This window comes from Methylobacterium sp. 17Sr1-1, from assembly GCF_003173775.1.
GTDB lineage: Bacteria > Pseudomonadota > Alphaproteobacteria > Rhizobiales > Beijerinckiaceae > Methylobacterium.
Genome location: NZ_CP029552.1, coordinates 1,174,777 through 1,191,287, shown reverse-complemented (window position 1 = coordinate 1,191,287; position 16,511 = coordinate 1,174,777). Strand labels below are relative to the sequence as shown.

13 protein-coding genes and 1 pseudogene are annotated in these 16,511 nt (G+C 73.5%); 4 read left to right on the top strand and 10 right to left on the bottom strand.

Features of this window, described 5'->3' with window-relative positions; all coding sequences use genetic code 11:
• Positions 1-189: 189 nt before the first annotated feature.
• The 5 genes and pseudogenes from DK412_RS05305 to DK412_RS05285 all read right to left on the bottom strand — a co-directional run bounded on the left by DK412_RS05305 (position 190) and on the right by DK412_RS05285 (position 8,875).
• A complete protein-coding gene (locus tag DK412_RS05305) occupies positions 190-2,268 on the bottom strand; it encodes a hypothetical protein (RefSeq protein WP_109971095.1) in 2,079 nt (692 codons plus the stop codon).
• 28 nt (positions 2,269-2,296) lie between these two features.
• Positions 2,297-5,118, bottom strand: a pseudogene (locus DK412_RS05300) (DUF4159 domain-containing protein).
• An 11-nt stretch (positions 5,119-5,129) separates the two neighbouring features.
• On the bottom strand, positions 5,130-6,044 hold the full coding sequence (locus DK412_RS05295; RefSeq protein WP_109971094.1) for a DUF58 domain-containing protein: 915 nt from the start codon (positions 6,042-6,044) through the stop codon (positions 5,130-5,132).
• Between the two features lie 4 nt (positions 6,045-6,048).
• Complete coding sequence (locus DK412_RS05290; protein ID WP_109971093.1) at positions 6,049-7,059, bottom strand: MoxR family ATPase; 1,011 nt, start codon at positions 7,057-7,059, stop codon at positions 6,049-6,051.
• Between the two features lie 154 nt (positions 7,060-7,213).
• Positions 7,214-8,875 (bottom strand): tannase/feruloyl esterase family alpha/beta hydrolase, encoded by a 1,662-nt coding sequence (locus DK412_RS05285; RefSeq protein WP_109971092.1) that lies wholly within the window; start codon positions 8,873-8,875, stop codon positions 7,214-7,216.
• Positions 8,876-9,078: 203 nt separating this feature from the next.
• On the opposite strand from DK412_RS05285, the gene DK412_RS05280 reads away from it, so the two are divergent.
• Positions 9,079-9,630, top strand: a complete 552-nt coding sequence (locus DK412_RS05280; RefSeq protein WP_109971091.1) for a DUF3237 domain-containing protein — start codon at positions 9,079-9,081, stop codon at positions 9,628-9,630.
• A gap of 162 nt (positions 9,631-9,792) precedes the next feature.
• Complete coding sequence (locus tag DK412_RS30040) at positions 9,793-9,942, top strand: hypothetical protein (RefSeq protein WP_162596124.1); 150 nt, start codon at positions 9,793-9,795, stop codon at positions 9,940-9,942.
• Positions 9,943-10,228: 286 nt separating this feature from the next.
• Here DK412_RS30040 and DK412_RS05275 read toward each other — a convergent pair whose 3' ends face one another.
• The 5 genes from DK412_RS05275 to DK412_RS05255 all read right to left on the bottom strand — a co-directional run bounded on the left by DK412_RS05275 (position 10,229) and on the right by DK412_RS05255 (position 14,245).
• Complete coding sequence (locus DK412_RS05275; RefSeq protein ID WP_109971090.1) at positions 10,229-11,155, bottom strand: dihydrodipicolinate synthase family protein; 927 nt, start codon at positions 11,153-11,155, stop codon at positions 10,229-10,231.
• Positions 11,156-11,175: 20 nt separating this feature from the next.
• Positions 11,176-11,928 carry a FadR/GntR family transcriptional regulator gene (locus DK412_RS05270; RefSeq protein WP_245447440.1) on the bottom strand — a complete coding sequence of 251 codons (753 nt, stop codon included), beginning with the start codon at positions 11,926-11,928 and terminating at the stop codon, positions 11,176-11,178.
• 95 nt (positions 11,929-12,023) lie between these two features.
• A complete protein-coding gene (locus tag DK412_RS05265; RefSeq protein ID WP_109971089.1) occupies positions 12,024-13,094 on the bottom strand; it encodes an endonuclease/exonuclease/phosphatase family protein in 1,071 nt (356 codons plus the stop codon).
• Between the two features lie 87 nt (positions 13,095-13,181).
• A complete protein-coding gene (locus DK412_RS05260; protein WP_109971088.1) occupies positions 13,182-14,102 on the bottom strand; it encodes a site-specific tyrosine recombinase XerD in 921 nt (306 codons plus the stop codon).
• Positions 14,099-14,245 carry a hypothetical protein gene (locus DK412_RS05255; RefSeq protein ID WP_048433578.1) on the bottom strand — a complete coding sequence of 49 codons (147 nt, stop codon included), beginning with the start codon at positions 14,243-14,245 and terminating at the stop codon, positions 14,099-14,101. The genes DK412_RS05260 and DK412_RS05255 overlap by 4 nt, the downstream gene beginning before the upstream one ends.
• Before the next feature lie 246 nt (positions 14,246-14,491).
• Here DK412_RS05255 and DK412_RS05250 point away from each other — a divergent pair, with 246 nt between their 5' ends.
• Together DK412_RS05250 and aroB are read left to right on the top strand one after the other, a co-directional pair.
• Positions 14,492-15,217 carry a shikimate kinase gene (locus DK412_RS05250; protein ID WP_109971087.1) on the top strand — a complete coding sequence of 242 codons (726 nt, stop codon included), beginning with the start codon at positions 14,492-14,494 and terminating at the stop codon, positions 15,215-15,217.
• Positions 15,218-15,372: 155 nt separating this feature from the next.
• Positions 15,373-16,482: a 3-dehydroquinate synthase gene (aroB, locus tag DK412_RS05245; RefSeq protein WP_109971086.1), complete on the top strand. Its 1,110-nt coding sequence runs from the start codon at positions 15,373-15,375 to the stop codon at positions 16,480-16,482.
• The last annotated feature ends 29 nt before the right edge of the window (positions 16,483-16,511 follow it).

Below are 16,511 nucleotides of genomic sequence, written 5' to 3'. Positions count from 1 at the left end.
CGCAGGGGAACCCGGGGTCCAGAAGCGCTGACGATCCAGTGAGGCGGAAGGCCGGTCGCCATGTTCGGCAGCGCCAAGCGGTGAGGGATCCCGGGTTCTCGACTTCGTCGAGCCGCGGGATGACCCGGAGGGTGTCGGGGCCGTGATCGTTCGCACGCCGTGACCGGTCATACGAGCCGCCCACATCCCTCACACCCGCCCGCGCCGCCCCTCCACCAGCCACATCGCCAGCACGGCCGCCGCCAAAGCCGCCAGCGCCGCGAGGCCCAGACCCAGCGGGTAGACCGAGACGCCCCGCACCACCGCGCTGTCGCTCGGGCGGAAGCCGATCCAGTCGGAGCCGGCCAAGCGGCCGGAACGGGCGATCTGGAGACGCGGGATCGCGATGCCGCCGCCCGCCTCGGCGAGGCGGCGGACCGAGCCGCCGGTGGCGTCGGCGATGGGGCGCAGGCGCTCGGTGTCGCTGAACACGTCGACGAGCTCGCGCGGATTGGCCGGGCCGACGCTGACAAAGGCGATGAGAGTGCCGGCCCGCAGGGTGTGCAGGCCGAGCTCGTCGGCCTCGAAGGTGGCGGCGAACAGGCCCGGCTTGTCGGGGTTCAGCGTCAGGGTGCGGGCCTTGCCGCTCGGCGCCGTCACGGTGACGGGCTCGGCATTGTCGCCCATGGTCTGGCGCTCGACCCGGACCTCGCGACCATGACCGGTCGCCGAGGCCCGCAAAGCCTCCTCCTCCAGGGCCGGCTCCTTCATCAGCCAGTGGCCGAGGCGGCGCAGCAGGTCGAGATGCGGCCCGCCCTCCTGGTAGCCGCGGGCCCAGAGCCAGGCATGGTCGGAGAGGAGGAGCGCGACCCGGCCCTTCTCCTCGCGCGACAAGGCGAGGAGCGGGAGCGAATCCGCGCCGGCCATGATCGGGGTGATGCCGGGGCGGACCTCGGCGCCGATGAGCCGCAGCCAGTCGCCCCAGGCCGGGGGCGAGGCGTCCGAGCCCGGCAGGTCGCGGGTGACCGGATGGCGCTGGCCGCTATTCGTCAGCGCCGCCTTGAAGGGCCGCTCGACCACCCGGCCGTTCGGCTCGCCCGGCAGGATGGCGGCGAGGCGCGTGCGTGCCAGGCTTGCGGCCGAGGCGAATTCCGGCCCGGCGGCGATCAGGAGCGCCCCACCCTCGCGCACGTAGCGCACGATGTTGTCGAAGTAGCTCGACGGCAGCACGCTCTGGTTGGCGTAGCGGTCGAAGATGATGAGGTCGAAATCCTTGATCTTCTGCTGAAAGAGTTCGCGGGTCGGGAAGGCGATCAGCGAGAGTTCGGAGATCGGGGTGCCGTCCTGCTTCTCCGGCGGGCGCAGGATGGTGAAGTGGACGAGGTCGACGTTGGCGTCGGACTTGAGCAGGTTGCGCCAGGTGCGCTCGCCGGCATGGGGCTCGCCGGAGACGAGCAGCACCCGCAGCTTCTCCCGGATGCCCTCGATCGGCAGCACCGCGCGGTTGTTGGCGGTGGTGAGCTCGCCCGGCAACGCCTCGGCCTCGATCTCGACGACGTTCGGCCCGCCATGCTCCACCCGCAGCGTCAGGTTGAACGGCTGGCCGGTACGGACCGACTGGCGCACCACCTCCTCGCCGTCGCGGCGCACGGTGACCACCGCCGTGCCGCTGCCGCCGCGCTCCATCACCTCGGCGCGGATGGTCTGGTCGCGCCCGACGATGCCGAAGCGCGGCGCCTCGATCAGGCGGATCTGCCGGTCGCGCTCGTCGGGCCGGCCGGTGACCAGCACGTGGAGCGGCGCCTTGAAGCTCGCCGAGGCGAGGTTCGCCGGGATGTCGTGGACGACGCCGTCGGTGAGCATGACCACGCCGGCGAGGCGGTCCGGTGGCACGTCGGCGAGCGCGCCTGCGAGCGCCGTGAACAGCCGCGTGCCCTCGTCGCCACCGGATTCCGGCACGTCGACGAAGCGCGGCTCGATCTGGTTGAGCGTGCCGAGGCGCCGCTCCAGCTCGGCCCTCACCCGGTCGGTCATCGCCGGCCGGTCGCCGAGCCCTTGCGAGCCCGACCGGTCGACGACGACGGCGACCACGTCCTTGACCGGCTCGCGCTCCTCCTGGACCAGCGAGGGGTTGGCGAGCGCGAGCAGCACCAGGGCGAGGACGAGGACGCGCAGCAGCGCCACCGGCCCGCGGGCGAGGAACGCGACGACGGCGAGGATCGCGGCGAGCGCGCCGAGGGCCCAGAGGACCGGGACGGGGACGAGGGGGGCGAGGCTGAGGCTCAGCATGAGGAGTACCGTTCGGTGACGCTGTGCTTCACTGCCCCAATCTCTCCAGCAGCGCCGGCACGTGGACCTGATCCGCCTTGTAGTTGCCGGTGAGCGCGTACATCACGAGGTTGACGCCGCCGCGGAACGCCATCTCGCGCTGGCGCGGGTCGCCGCCGACGAGGGGATAGAGCGCCTCGCCGCGCCGTCCGATCGCCCAGGCCGAGGCGAGGTCGTTGCCCGTGATGACGATCGGCGAGACGCCGTCGCCGGCCCGGGCCGGACGGCGCTCGCCCCCCTCGCCCGCCGGCGGCAGCGCCTCGACCCAGGTCTGGCCGGTGGCGTAGCGGCCGGGAAAGCCGTCGACGAGGTAGAACGCCTTGGTCAGCACGTGGTCGCGGGGAACCGGCTCCAGCTCCGGCACCTCGAGGGTCGCCAGCATGCGCTGGAGATAGAGGGCTTCGGGCGTGGGAGGACCGCCGGGGCGGGCCGTCATCGCGTCGCGGGTGTCGAAGATCACCGTGCCGCCGTTCTTCATGAAGGCGTCGATCCGCCGGATCGCCGCCTCGCCCGGCATCGGCCGGCTCGGCACGATCGGCCAGTAGATCAGCGGGTAGAAGGCGAGCTCGTCCCGGGCCGGGTCGATGCCGGCGGGCTCGCCGGGTTCGAGGGCCGTGCGGCTCGCCAGCATCTGGGTCAGGCCGGCAAGGCCCGCCCGGCTGGTCTCGTCGACGGTGGCGTCCCCGGTGACCACGAAGGCGATGCGGGTGACGAGGGCCGATTCGATGCCGTTCGGCCGGTTGGCGACGGGCTCGGCGGCCCTCGCCATCTCCGGCGCGGCACCCAGGATCAGAACGCAGAGGATCAGCGCCGCCGCGGCCGGCCGGCGGCGCAGCCGCGCCGCCATCAGCCCGAGGAAGCCGCCGAGCCACAGGCTCGCCAGGGTGTCGAGGGCGAAGAGCAGCAGGGCGGTGAGGAAGAACGGCCCGCGCAGGTCGCGGGTGCGCGCCTCCTCCAGGCCGCCGAAGCGGGCGCCGGCGAGCGCCTTGAGGTCGAGGGGCTTCAGCCGGTCCTCCACGGTCAGCGCGTTGACCGCGAGGCCGCCATCGGCCGGGCCGTAATAGCCTGGCGGATGCTCCGGCGTCGCGCGCTCGGTCCAGGTCGCCGGCACGGCGCGCGCGGTGGCCGGGGGACCTTTCAGCGCGCCGAACCCGTCGAGGGTGAGGCGCGGGGCGAGGACAGGCGGGGCTGAGCCCGGCGCGGCGCCGGTGTTCGGCGGGGTGGTGCCGGCGAGCGCGACGACCCGGCGCAGCATGGTGACGAACAGGCCCGAGAGCGGCAGGTTCGACCAGGTGGTGTCGGCGGTGACGTGAACCAGGACCACCATGCCCTCCCCCGCTTGGCGGCGGTGACGATCGGGGTGCCGTCCTGCAGGGCGGCCCAGGTGCGCCGGGCGAGCTCGCCGTCCGGCTCGGCGAGGATCTGGCGCCGCACGCCGATATCGGCCGGCGGTGTCAGACCCGCGAAGGGGCTCTCGGGCGCGAAGGGCGCGAGCGTCCGCGGGCTGTCCCAGGACAGGGTGCCGCCCAGCGTCCGCCCGCCCCGGCGCAGCCGCACCGGCACCAGGTCGTCGCTGCCGGCGGCGAGCCGGGGACCGGCAAAGCGCAGGAGCAGGCCGCCCTTGTCGACGAAGGCGGAGACCCGCTCCAGGGTGGCGGGATCGAGGGCGCCGACATCGGCGAGCACCAGGACGGAGGCCTGCGCATCGAGCATCTGGCCGATCGACTCGGCGACGCCGCGCCCCGCCCGGGGCTCCTGCACGTCGGCGAAGGGGGTGAGCGCCCGCGACAGGTAGTAGGTCGGCGAGAGCAGCGGCTGCGCCTGGTCACTGGTGCCGCCGAAGACGAGGCCGACCCGGCGGCGCCGGCCGCGCTCGTCGGCGAGCACGACCGCGCCGGCCGAGTGCTCGCCGGCGACCTCGAACCGCGCGATGGTGTTGCGCAATTCCACCGGCAGGTCGAAGCGGACCTCCGTCGCGGTGGCCTCGCCCGGGAAGGCGAAATTCGTCTCGGCCAGCGGCAGGCCCTTGGCATCGAGGGCGCGCACGGTGCCGGCATCGCGGCCGTTGGCGGCGGCCCGCACCACGCTCACCCCGAGCTGGCCGCCGGAGGAATCGGGGCCGGCGAGGCCCAAAGCCGGCGGACGCTCGGCCTTGAGCACGGTGACGTCGGCGCGGCCGCGGGCGGCGGCCTGGGCGAGACCCGCCGGGAAGGCGTCGCCGTCGGGCCCCGCGACGCCGTCATGGATCCAGACCACGGCCGAGCCTGGGGAGCGCTCAAGGAAGGCGGAGAGCGTGGCGAGATGCGACGACCGGTCGGTGAGGTGCGGCAGCGGCTCGATGGCGCGCAGGCGCTCCAGGGCCGGGCCGGGGCCGGTGGCCTCCAGGGCCACGGGGCTTGAGGCGGTGGGAAGCAGCGCCACCGGCCGCCCGGCGCGCGCAGCCGCCTCGACCTCGGCGGTGGCGACGCGGACCCGGTCGCGCCAGTCCTGCGCGGCGGTGAAGCCGTTGTCGAGGATCAGAACCAGGGGGTTGCGCCCGTCGCCCGCGCCCTGCTGCGCCGGGTTCCAGACCGGCCCCGACACCGCCAGGATCAGGCAGGCGGCGGCGAGGAGGCGGAGCGCCAGCAGCCAGGGCGGGGTGCGCGCCGGGGTCTCGCGCTCCGGCAGCAGGTCGGCGAGGATGCGCAAGGGCGGAAAATCGATGCGGCGCGGCCGCGGCGGCGTCACCCGGAGCAGGTACCACAGGGCCGGCAGGACGATCAGCGCTGCGAGGGCGGCGGGGGCGGCGAAGCTGAGGGGCAGTCCGAACATCAGGTGCGTCCTCAGCCCGCGCCGCGGGCGGCGGCGACCAGGGTGACGAGGCGGAGTGCGGCCTCGCTCGCCGGCCGGTCGGTGCGGTGCAGCGTCAGCGTCCAGCCCTGGGCCCGGACGATCTCCGCCAACGCGTCGCGATGGGCGCGGATCCGCCGGCGATAGGCATCGCCCCAGGCCGCAGCATCGCCGACCCGGAGCGACAGGCCGGCTTCGAGATCGTGCAATTCGGCCTGGCCGGAGAACGGAAACGTCTCCTCGACCGGATCGACCACCATCACGAGGTGGCCGCGGCTGCCGGCCGCCGCGATCGCCGCGACCGAGGCCCGCACCTGGTCGGGGGGCGAGAGGAAATCGCCGATCAGCACCGCCTCGTCGAAGCGCCCGACGGGCGCGCGCGGCGGCAGGTCCTCGTCGAGGCCGGACGTGTCGGCCGACAGCGTCTCGGCCATCCGCTCGACGATGGTGCGGGCGGCCTGCGGCCGCGACAGGCCGAGCAGCCCGACCCGCTCGCCGGCTTCGACGAAGGTGTCTCCGAGCGCCAGCGCGAGCACCAGGGCCCGCTCGATCTTCGGCGCCTGCGCGAGGCCCGAGCCGAACCCCATCGAGGCCGAGCGGTCGACCCACAGCCAGACGGTGTGGGCGGCCTCCCACTCGCGCTCGCGGACGTAGAGCCGGTCGTCCCGGGCTGAGCGGCGCCAATCGATCCGGCTCGCCGCCTCTCCGGCGACGAAGGGGCGGAACTGCCAAAAACTCTCGCCCGGGCCGGCGCGGCGGCGGCCGTGCAGGCCGTGCGCCAGGGTCGCGGCGACCCGGCGGGCCTCCAGGATCAGGCGTGGCATCCGCTCGGCGAGCGAGAGGGCGGTCTCGGTCTCGCGCCGGCCGGGGGCGCGGGCCGAGGCGTCGAGGACGCGCGTCGAGGCCACCGGGTCAGAGCCGCCCGACGAGGCGGCCGATCAGGCCGGGAATGGTCTCTCCGTCGGCCCGCGCCGCGAAGGTCAGAGCCATGCGGTGCTTGAGCACCGGCTCGGCGAGCGCCGCGACGTCGTCGACGGAGGGCGCGACCCGTCCCTCGATCAGCGCCCGGGCGCGCACCGCCAGCATCAGGGCCTGGCTGGCGCGGGGGCCGGGCCCCCAGAGCAGCTTGTCGGCGACCGCCGCATCGCCCCCGACGGGGCGCGCCGCGCGCACGAGGTCGAGGATCGCCTCCACCACCGCCTCGCCTACGGGTAAACGCCGCACCAGGCGCTGGGCCGAGAGCAGGGCGTCGGTGTCCATCACGGCCTGCGGCCGGTGCTCCTCGGCGCCGGTAGTCTCGAGCAGGATGCGCCGCTCGGCGGCGCGGTCGGGATAGCCGACGTCGATCTCGAGCAGGAAGCGGTCGAGCTGGGCCTCGGGCAGCGGGTAGGTGCCCTCCTGCTCGATCGGGTTCTGGGTCGCGAGCACGTGGAAGGGGCGCGGCAGGTCGTGGCGCTCGCCGGCCACCGAGACGAAGCGCTCCTGCATCGCCTGGAGCAAAGCCGACTGGGTGCGGGGGCTCGCCCGGTTGATCTCGTCGGCCATCAGGAGCTGGGTGAAGATCGGCCCGCGCACGAAGCGGAACGAGCGGTGCCGGTCCTGGTCTTCGTCGAGGATCTCGGTGCCGAGGATGTCGGAGGGCATCAGGTCGGGGGTGAACTGCACCCGGCGCGCGTCGAGCCCGAGCACGGTGCCGAGCGTCTCGACGAGCTTGGTCTTGGCCAGGCCCGGCAGGCCGACCAGCAACCCGTGCCCGCCCGCCAGCACGGTGACCAGCGCGAGGTCGACCACCGTCTCCTGCCCGAAGATGACCCCGTGGATCGCCTCCCGGGCCCGCCCGACGCTGGCGAGGCAGGCCTCCGCGGCGGCGACGATGCCGTCATCCATCGGGGTCGCGGCGGCCGGCGCGCTAGCTTCCATCATGCGGGGTCCTCGTCATCATCCGCGGAGCCTGCGGCTCCTGTCGGGGGATCCGCGAGTGTGGATCCCTTCCGCACCGCAAGGCAAGGTTGGCGCGACGACGCAGGGCGGTGGGCGCCGCGGGACCGTCACCTCGCGCAGGCTTGATCGGGCCGACTCACGGCGCCTGGCAGGCAAAACTCTCCGCCCGCTCCGTCTCTCCGCCCTGGTAGCGCGCCTCCTGCGGGAATGGGCAGAGCGGCCGGGTGCGGCCCGGGAAAGCGGTGCCGCGGGCGAGCAGCCGGTCGGGCGCCTGGCCGCGCTCGACCCACCCTTCGATGGCGGTGAGCGGGTCGAAATCGTCGAGGGCCGGTCCGCCGCCGCAATGGGTCATGCCCGGCACCAGGAACAGGCGCGCCACCTCCGAGAACGCCGCCCCGCCATTGGTACGGGCGAGATCCTGCCAATGCGCGACGAGGTCGCGGGCGGAGAAGACCGGGTCGGCGACGCCCTGGTAGACCAGGAGACGGCCGCCACGAGCGGTGAAGGTCGACAGGAAGGTGCCGGTCGGGTCGTTGAGGGCGGCGGTCTCGGCGGTGCGCGGCGTGTCGCGGTCGAAGTCGAAGCGGAGCGCGTCGAAGCCCGGATCCGGCGGCGTCAGGAAGTAGTTGGCGATCGCGGCCGGCCCCAGCGTCGCGTTGCGGGCGTTCGGCGTCGCGGTCTTCGCGGTGCCGAGCTTCCAGGCCCGCCAGCCCGGCGCCGCGAGGCCCGGATCCCAGGGCCAGGAAGAATAGACCGGCTGTCCCTTGCCGTCCTCGGCGCCGCGGAAGGACCGCCGCAGGGCCTCGACCTGGCGCTCGCCGAGGCAGGTCGCGGTCTTGTCGCCGGGGCAGGCGAGGCTCGCGGGATCGAAGCGGCAGGAGGACACCGCCTCGACCGCGCCGTCGGCGAGCCCGTCGGCGGCGTCGCAGGCCTTGAGGACGGATTGCGCCACGAGGGCGAGATCCGCCTCGCTGAACGCTTCGGCGAGGATCGGCCTGCCGTCTTGATCCTTCGGCGCGGCGGCGAGGAAGGCTTGCGTGTCCCAGATCTGGCCGAGGGCCGCCCGGGTCAGGCGGAAGGCCGGGGCGCCGGCGACGACGCCGTCGAAGGCGGTGGGGAACCGGGTCGCCGCCATCAGGGCGGAGCGGCCGCCGTTGGAGCAGCCCATGAAGTAGGCATGCGCCGGGGGCCGGCCGTAGCGGGCTCCGATCAGCGCCCGCGCCTCCCGGGCGACCTCGCCGACCGCCCGGTAGGCGAAGTCGATCCGCGCCTGCTGGTCGAGGCCGAAGGACGCATCAGAGCTGTCCCGGCCGCGATGGCCCGAATCGGTCGAGGCGACGGCGTAGCCGCGCAGCAGCGCCGGCGGCGCCGTCGCGCCGGAGACCGGAATCGCACCGAGCGCCTCGCCGACCACCCCGTCGAGCCCGCCGCCGCCCTGGAACAGGAAGCGGCCGTTCCACGCCTCCGGCAAGCGCAGCTGGAAGCCGATGCCGTAGGCGACGCCCCCTGCCCCGGTCCGCGGATCGATCGTGCCCTCGACGAGGCAGTGGGCCGGCAGGGCCGCCTTCGCCCGGGCGGCGCCGGTGAGCGCGGCGCGGGCCGGGTTGTCGGCCGGCAGCGTGCCGGCGGGCACGGCCTCCGCCCGGGTGATGCGCAGGTCCGGCCGGTCGAGCCGCGCGAGGTCGCCGCAGGCGGACGGTCCGGCGAGCGCCGGCCGCGTGAGGCAGGGGACGGTGAGAGAGGTGACGATGAGGACGGTCAGGGTGAGCCCCGCCTCCCGCGTGATGCCGCGCCGCATGATGGCCGCCCTCCCCCAGAGATCGCCCGGGCTTCGTGCGCGCCCAGGCATCGTGGCGGGCCCACTCGGCCCCGCCGGGCTCGGGCCGTCAAGCGAGCGCGACGGGATTCGTCGTGCGGAACGCTGCGGCAGCGCGTCCTTGCTCTGTCGCGGCGCGCGAGCCGGGCGCATGATCGCAGGACAACGACAAGGGAGGACCCGCCATGCCTTATCGCGACGCCCCGCATCCCGACCGCCGCACGCTGCTGCTGGCCGGCGCCGGCCTCGCCCTCGCGGGGAACGCCGCCGCCGAGGGGGTGCCCGGCGGCCTGACCGATGTGCCGCTGGTGCCGCCACGGACGGAGCTCGTCTACGAGGCCGTGGTCGAGATCGCCCCGCTGGTGCCGCTCGGCGATTCCCCGCTCGGCGAGCGCCGCATCGTGCCGATCACCGGCGGTCGCTTCCAGGGGCCGCGGATCCGCGGCACGGTCCTGCCCGGCGGCGCCGACCGGCAGCTCGTGCGCAAGGACGGCGTCCGGCAGCTCGACGCCCTCTACGAGATGAAGGCGGAGGACGGGGCGATCCTCACCGTGCGCAACCAGGTGCTGATCGATCCCGGCCGCGACGGCGCGCCGGATTATCGCTTCTCGACCATCGCGGTCACGGCGCCCGAGGGGCCGCATGCCTGGCTCAACCGGCTGGTGCTGGTCGGCACCCTGCACAGCCTGCGGCCGGCCCAGGCGGCGGTGCTGGTGCGGGCGTTCCGCCTGGCCTGACCTCTGGTAGCATGGTGGTGGACAATCGGGAGTGCCTGCCAGGCGCGCCGCCGAGACGCGTCATCCTCCGATGAGCCTCGACGGCTCTGGCCTTTCCGGGAGGACCGGGCGTCGGAGCGCGCGGCCCACGCCGCCGTCGCGTCGATCCGGAGCGTAGTGCTCGTGCGGCAGGACCGGCGATCGGTGACGGTGCATCGGCGGAACCCGGAGGGCGGCTTTTCCGTCATGGCGTGCACCGAGACGGTCGACCTGCCGGAGATCGGTGTCGCGCTGAGTTTCGAGCCGATCTACGACGACGCTCGGCTCGCCTGACACCCTCAACCTCAAGCGCGTTGATCGATGACGCCGATCGGTCTGGCAAACAGATCGGTCTCTCTCAACGTCATCCCCCGGGGCCCGCCGCAGGCGAGAACCCGGGATCCATCAACGCCGACAGTTCAGGATACAGTGACCAGCGTTCCGCTTCATCCTGAAGCGTCGGCGGTTATGGATCCCGGGTTCCGCTGCGCGGCCCCGGGATGACCCTGCGGGTGTCAGGAGTGCGGAGGAAACTCAGTCAGGCTCCGGATTCGACTCAGAGCCGTAGAGACCACCCCCCTCACCGCCCCCAGCGCAACACCGCCGCGTCCAGGCTCCGGGCGATCTCGATCAGTCCGGCCCGCGTCGCCGGGTGGGGCAGTTCCAGCGGCGCCCGGACCGCGTCGGAGCGGATGATGCCGCCTTCCTTCATCAGGATCTTGGCTGCGGCGAGCCCGGTCTGGCGGTTCTCGTAGTTGATGAGCGGCAGCCAGCGGCCATAGGCCTGCACCGCCTCGTCGCGCCGGCCGGCGAGGTAGGGATCGATGATCTGGCGGATGCCGTCGGGATAGCCGCCGCCGGTCATGGCGCCGGTGGCGCCGGCATCGAGGTCGGCGAGCAGCGTGATCGCCTCCTCGCCGTCCCACGGGCCCTCGATCGCGTCGCCGCCGAGCTCGAGCAGCGTGCGCAGCTTCGCCGCCGCCTGCGCGGTCTCGATCTTGAAGTACGAGACGTTCGCGACCTCGCGGGCGAGCCGCGCCAGGAAGGCGGCCGACAGCGTGGTGCCGGAGACCGGCGCGTCCTGGATCATGATCGGAATCGAGATCGCGTCGGACACTTGGCTGAAGAACCGCGCGATGCCGGCCTCGGTCACCCGGATCGTCGCCCCGTGATAGGGCGGCATGATCATCACCATGGCGGCGCCGAGGTCCTGGGCCCGGCGCGAGCGCTCGGCGCAGATATGCGTGGCGAAGTGCGTCGTCGTGACGATCACCGGCACGCGGCCCGCCACGTGCTCCAGCACCGCTGTCATCACCTCCTCGCGCTCGGCGTCGGTGAGGACGAACTGCTCGGAGAAGTTGGCGAGGATGCACAGGCCGTGCGACCCGGCCTCGATCATGAAGTCGATCGCCCGGCGCTGGCCGTCGAGGTCGAGGGTACCGTCCTCGTGGAAGATCGTCGGCGCGACCGGGAAGACGCCGCGATAGGGTCGGGATGCGTTCGTCATGGCGTGACCTCCGTGGATGTTCAGGCCGCGGCGCCGTGGCGGCGCAGGCCGTTGTGGATGACCTGGCGCACGGCCTCGGCCGCGCCCGTCGAATCGCGGGCCGCGATGGCCGCGACGATGGTCGCGTGGGCGGCGAGCACCGTCTCGCGCTCCGCCGCCTCGACCGGGGCGCTGAGCTGGAACGAGGCGCGCAACGCCACCTCGATCACCCCGCCGATCGAGCGCATGAACGGGTTGCCGGACGCTACCGCCACCGCGACGTGGAGCGCGAGGTCGCCTTCGGCGAAGCCGATCGAATCGGACGGCTCGGCCCGCATCCGGGCGAGGCCCGCCTCCAGGGCGGCGAGATCGTCGGGGGTCCGGCGCTCGGCGGCGAGCGCCGCCGCCGCCGGCTCGACCGCGAGGCGGATCTCCGCCAGGTCGCGCAGGAAGCGCCGGTCGATGCCGGCCTCCAGGTGCCAGGCCAGCACGTCGGCGTCGAACATGTTCCAGGCCGCGCGCTCGCGCACCACCGTGCCGACCCGGGCCTTGGTGGTGAGCAGCCCCTTGGCCACCAGCGTCTTGACGCTCTCGCGCAGGACCGGCCGCGACACCCGGAAGGCGGCGAGCAGCTCGCCGTCCCCCGGCAGCTTGGCCCCCGCCGGGTAGCGGCCGGCGATGATCGCGGTGCCGAGACTGCGCGCCACCTCGGCGTGGTTGGAGCGCGAGCGCCCCGCCGGGATCACCACCAGGCCCGATGGTGCAGTACGAGGCATGGCGAAGGGGGCGCGCATCCGCGGGGGAAACCGGCTCGTGAGGCGCGATGGGGCGCCGACCGGATCCTTACAGCACGGCAGCGCCCGGCTGAATAGTCATACTGTTTGACTTTTCACGAGTTCGCCTCCTCCCGCGCCTCGGCCACCGCCTCGGCGCCCTCGCGGTGGTCCTCCGCGTCGGCGGCCGGCGGCTCCTGCACGGCCTCGGCCCGCGGATCGCGGCACAGGGCGATCAGGATCGGGAAATGGTCGGAGCCGATATGCGGCAGGCGCTCCAGCCGGGCGAGCAGGAAGTGCTCGCTGAAGAAGACGTGATCGAGGGGCCAGCGCAGCATCGGCCAGCCGGCGTGGAAGGTCGGGTAGGCCCCGCGCCCGACCCGCGGATCGAGCAGGCCGCCGATCGCCTGGAACAGGGCCGTGGTGCGCGACCAGGCGACGTCGTTGAGGTCGCCCGCCACCACCGTGGGACCGCCCTCGCGCGCGACCTCGCGGGCGACCAGCACCAGCTCCCCGTCCCGGGTCGCGCTGCTGTTGCCAGGATGCGGCGGGCGCGGATGCACGCCGTGGAAGGTGAAGCGGTCGCCCGACGGCAGCGTGACCCCGGCGCGCACGGAGGGCACGTCGTCCTCGATCAGGAAGCGCACCCGCACGTCGTCGAGGGGCAGGCGGGAATAGAGCAGGAGTCCGTAGGTGTTGTCCTGTTGCCGATCCACCCCGTGGGGGTAGCGCACCCGCAACGGCGCGAGCGCGTCGCGCCAGCCCGCATCGGTCTCGAGCGCCAGGATCAGGTCGGGGTCGCTTCGCTCCACCGCCGCGAGCAGACGGTCGTAGGCCCGGTTCGATTGCAGCACGTTGACGATCAGGATCGAGACGCTGGCGTCCCGGTTCGCGTCCGCCGGCGCGGCGCGGGCGGTGGGCTTCGCCAGGCGGGTGAAGGGCAGGATATGGCGCAACTGCAGGCCCAGCGCGCCGAGGAGCCCGGCCCCGAGGACCAGGGAGGCCGGATCGTGCCCGGCGACCACCAGCAGGACGAGGACCGGCGGGATCGCCGCGGCGATCTGGAAGCGCGGGAAATCGAAGGTCCGCACCAGCCCGGCCCGGCTGCGCCAGAACGGCAGCAGGGTCGCGGCGATGAGCCCCAGCGCCAGGACCTGAGCGACGATGGACAGGCTCGAATCCGGCACGTGCGCTTCCCCCCGCGGCTGTCACGCCGCCTTGAGGGACGAGATAGGTCGCACCGGCCGCCGCGTCACCCGTGCGGCGTGGCCGGGTCAGGCCTCGGCCAGAGGATGGAGGTCGCGCACCATCTGCTTCAGGCGCTCGTCGAGGACGTGGGTGTAGATCTGCGTCGTCGAGATGTCGGCATGGCCGAGCAGTTCCTGCACCACCCGCAGGTCGGCGCCGTTCTGCAGCAGGTGGCTGGCGAAGGCGTGGCGCAGGACGTGCGGGCTGATCCGGTCGGTGCGGATGCCGGCGGCGGCGGCCACCGCCTTGAGGTCGCGGGCGAAGGCCTGGCGGGTCAGGTGGCCGGTCTCGCTGTCGGCGGGAAACAGCCAGGGCCCGGGCGCCGCCAGGGTGGCGAGATGGGCCGCCATGGCGCTGCGCGCGACTTCGGTCAGCGGCACCAGGCGCTCGCGCCCGCCCTTGCCGCGCACCACCAGGAAGCGCTCCTTGGTCGCGCCGGCGGCTCGCGGCAGGGCGACCAGCTCCGAGACGCGCAGGCCTGTGGCGTAGAGGAGTTCGATCAGGCAGTGCATCCGCCCGGCCCGCGCCGCCTCGGCCGGGTTCGGCGCCTTGGCGGCGGCGTCCTTGGCGACGGCGAGCAGCCGGTCGACCTCCGCCACCGACAGGACCTTCGGCAGGCCGCGGCCGCGCTTCGGCCCGGCGACCGGCGCGGTGGGATCGCCCTCGACCAGCCCTTCCGCGTAGAGGAAGCGGTGGAAGCCGCGCACGCAGGAAAGCCGGCGCGCCGCCGAGGTGCTCTTGAGGCCGCGCGCCTCCAGTTCGGCGAGGTAGGCCCGAATGCCGGCGGGCTCGACGGCGCCGGGATGGAGCCGCTTCCCGGCCAAGTGGGCGAGGTAGTCGTCGAGGTCGCGCCGGTAGGCCGCCAGCGTGTTGGCGGCGGCTCCCCGCTCGGCGGCCAGCATGTCGAGATAGGCGTGCATCAGGCCCTGCGGGGCCAACTCACTCATTTCGGCTGCAGCTTCGCGTTCGGAATCGTGACGGAGATCTCGCGCGGAGTCGGCTCGACGAAGGTGGCGAGCGCGAACATCGCCGCGAAGGCGAGCCCGGCCAGGATCGCCACCACGGCCAGGAAACGGAAGAGGGTCGGCACGTCGGCGGGGCCCCGGACTACGCGTGACAACGAGCGGCGCGCGACGGGGTCGTCGCGGGCCACCTTGCCCGTCGGTTCGACCATGCGGGGCCCGGCGAGGCAAGGCTCCCCGGCGCCCTGCCCTGCGGAATGCCGGCGGCTGTTGCGCGGGTGCCTAAGACCATCCGGGGTGCCGCGGCGGAACCGCGGCTTTTCCCCGATATCCGCCGTTTCGCCCTGCGCGAAAAACAGGCTAAAGAACGCCGCATGAACCAGCGTCCCCCTCATGAACAGTCGATCGAGTCGCGCGTGCGCCGGGGGCTCGGCCTGCGCTCGATCGTGCTGGTCGGGCTCATGGGCGCGGGCAAGAGCACCGTCGGCAAGCGCCTGGCAGGGCGCCTCGGCCTGATCTTCAAGGACGCCGACCACGAGATCGAGGCGGCGGCCGGCCTGACCATCCCGGACATCTTCGCCATCTACGGCGAGCCCAGCTTTCGCGATGGCGAGGAGCGGGTGATCGCCCGCCTGCTGCGCGAGGGCCCGATGGTGCTCGCCACCGGCGGCGGTGCCTTCATGCGCAAGGAGACGCGCCAGCGCATCGGCGAGGCCGGGGTCTCGGTCTGGCTCAAGGCCGATCTCGAGGTGCTGATGCGCCGGGTGCGCAAGCGCCCCGGCCGGCCGCTGCTCCAGAACGAGGATCCCGAGGGCACGATGCGCCGGCTGATGGACCTGCGCCATCCGGTCTATGGCGGAGCCGACGTGGTGGTGGTCTCCCGCGACGTCTCCCACGACCGGGTGGTGCAGGACGTGCTGGAGGCGCTGGACGCCCACATGGCCGGTGACTTGGCCGGTGATCTGGCCGGCGATCTGCCGGCGGATCCGGCGGGCCGCCTGCCGGAGCATCCGGGGACCGATCCGGCGCAGGACGGCGGAGAGACCAGCCCGGACCCCGGCGCGCCCGCCTTCGCCGGCCACGGCTTCGCCGCGCAGTAGCGGGCCCGATCGAGCAGATCCTAGAGCATTTTCCGACGAAGCGGATGCCGGTTCGTCGTAGAAAATGCGGCCGAATCAAAGACCTGGAGAGCTTCGCGAGGGCAGCGCGATCGTGAAGCGCTCTAGGCAGATCCCGGGCGATTGCGAGGACGACAGTGCAGACGCAGACGGTTCACGTACCCCTCGACGGGGGGCGGGCCTACGACATCCTGATCGGCCGCGGGCTCCTCGCGGGGATCGGCCCCCGCGTCGCCGCCCTCAAGGCAAAGGCCGTCGCGGTGGTGAGCGACGAGACCGTGGCGGCGGAATACGGCGAGGTCGTCACCGCCTCGCTGGCCGAGGCCGGTTTGCGCACCGCCCTGATCGCCGTGGCGCCGGGCGAAGGCTCGAAGAGCTATGCCGGCTTCGCCCAGGTCTGCGACGGGCTGATCGGTCACCGGATCGAGCGCGGCGACCTCGTGCTCGCGCTCGGCGGCGGCGTCGTCGGGGATCTGGCGGGCTTCGCCGCCGCATCCTTGCGCCGGGGCGTGCGCTTCGTGCAGGCGCCGACCACGCTGCTCGCCCAGGTCGATTCCTCGGTCGGCGGCAAGACCGGCATCAATTCGCCCCACGGCAAGAACCTCGTCGGCGCCTTCCACCAGCCGAGCCTCGTCGTCGCCGACACCGCCTCCCTCGACACCCTGTCCTTGCGCGAGATGCGCGCCGGCTACGCCGAGGTGGCGAAGTACGGGCTGATCGACGATCCGGCCTTCTTCGCCTGGTGCGAGGCGAACCTCGCCGAGATCTTCTCCGGCGGTCCCGCGCGCGAGGCGGCGGTGGCGTCCTGCTGCCGGGCCAAGGCCGGCGTCGTGGTGCGCGACGAGCGCGAGGACGGCGAGCGGGCGCTGCTCAACCTCGGCCACACCTTCGCCCACGCCCTGGAACGCCTGACCGCCTACGATTCGGCCCGCCTCGTCCATGGTGAGGCGGTCGCGATCGGCCTGTGCCTCGCCTTCCGTTTCTCGGCCCGCTTGAGCCTGTGCCCGGGCCAGGATGCGGGGCGCGTCGCCAACCACCTGGCGCTCGCCGGCCTGCCGACCACCCTGGCGCAGGTGCCGGGCGGCTGCGGCGACGCCGACCAGCTCCTCGACGCCATGCGCCAGGACAAGAAGGTCCGCGACGGGGCGCTCACCTTCATCCTGGCCCGCGGGATCGGGCAGAGCTTCATCGCGCCGGGAATCGAGGCAGGGGCGGTGCGGGAGTTTTTGGCGGCGGAGCTGGGGTGAGCGTGTGGGATCGCCGACGTGGCGCACGA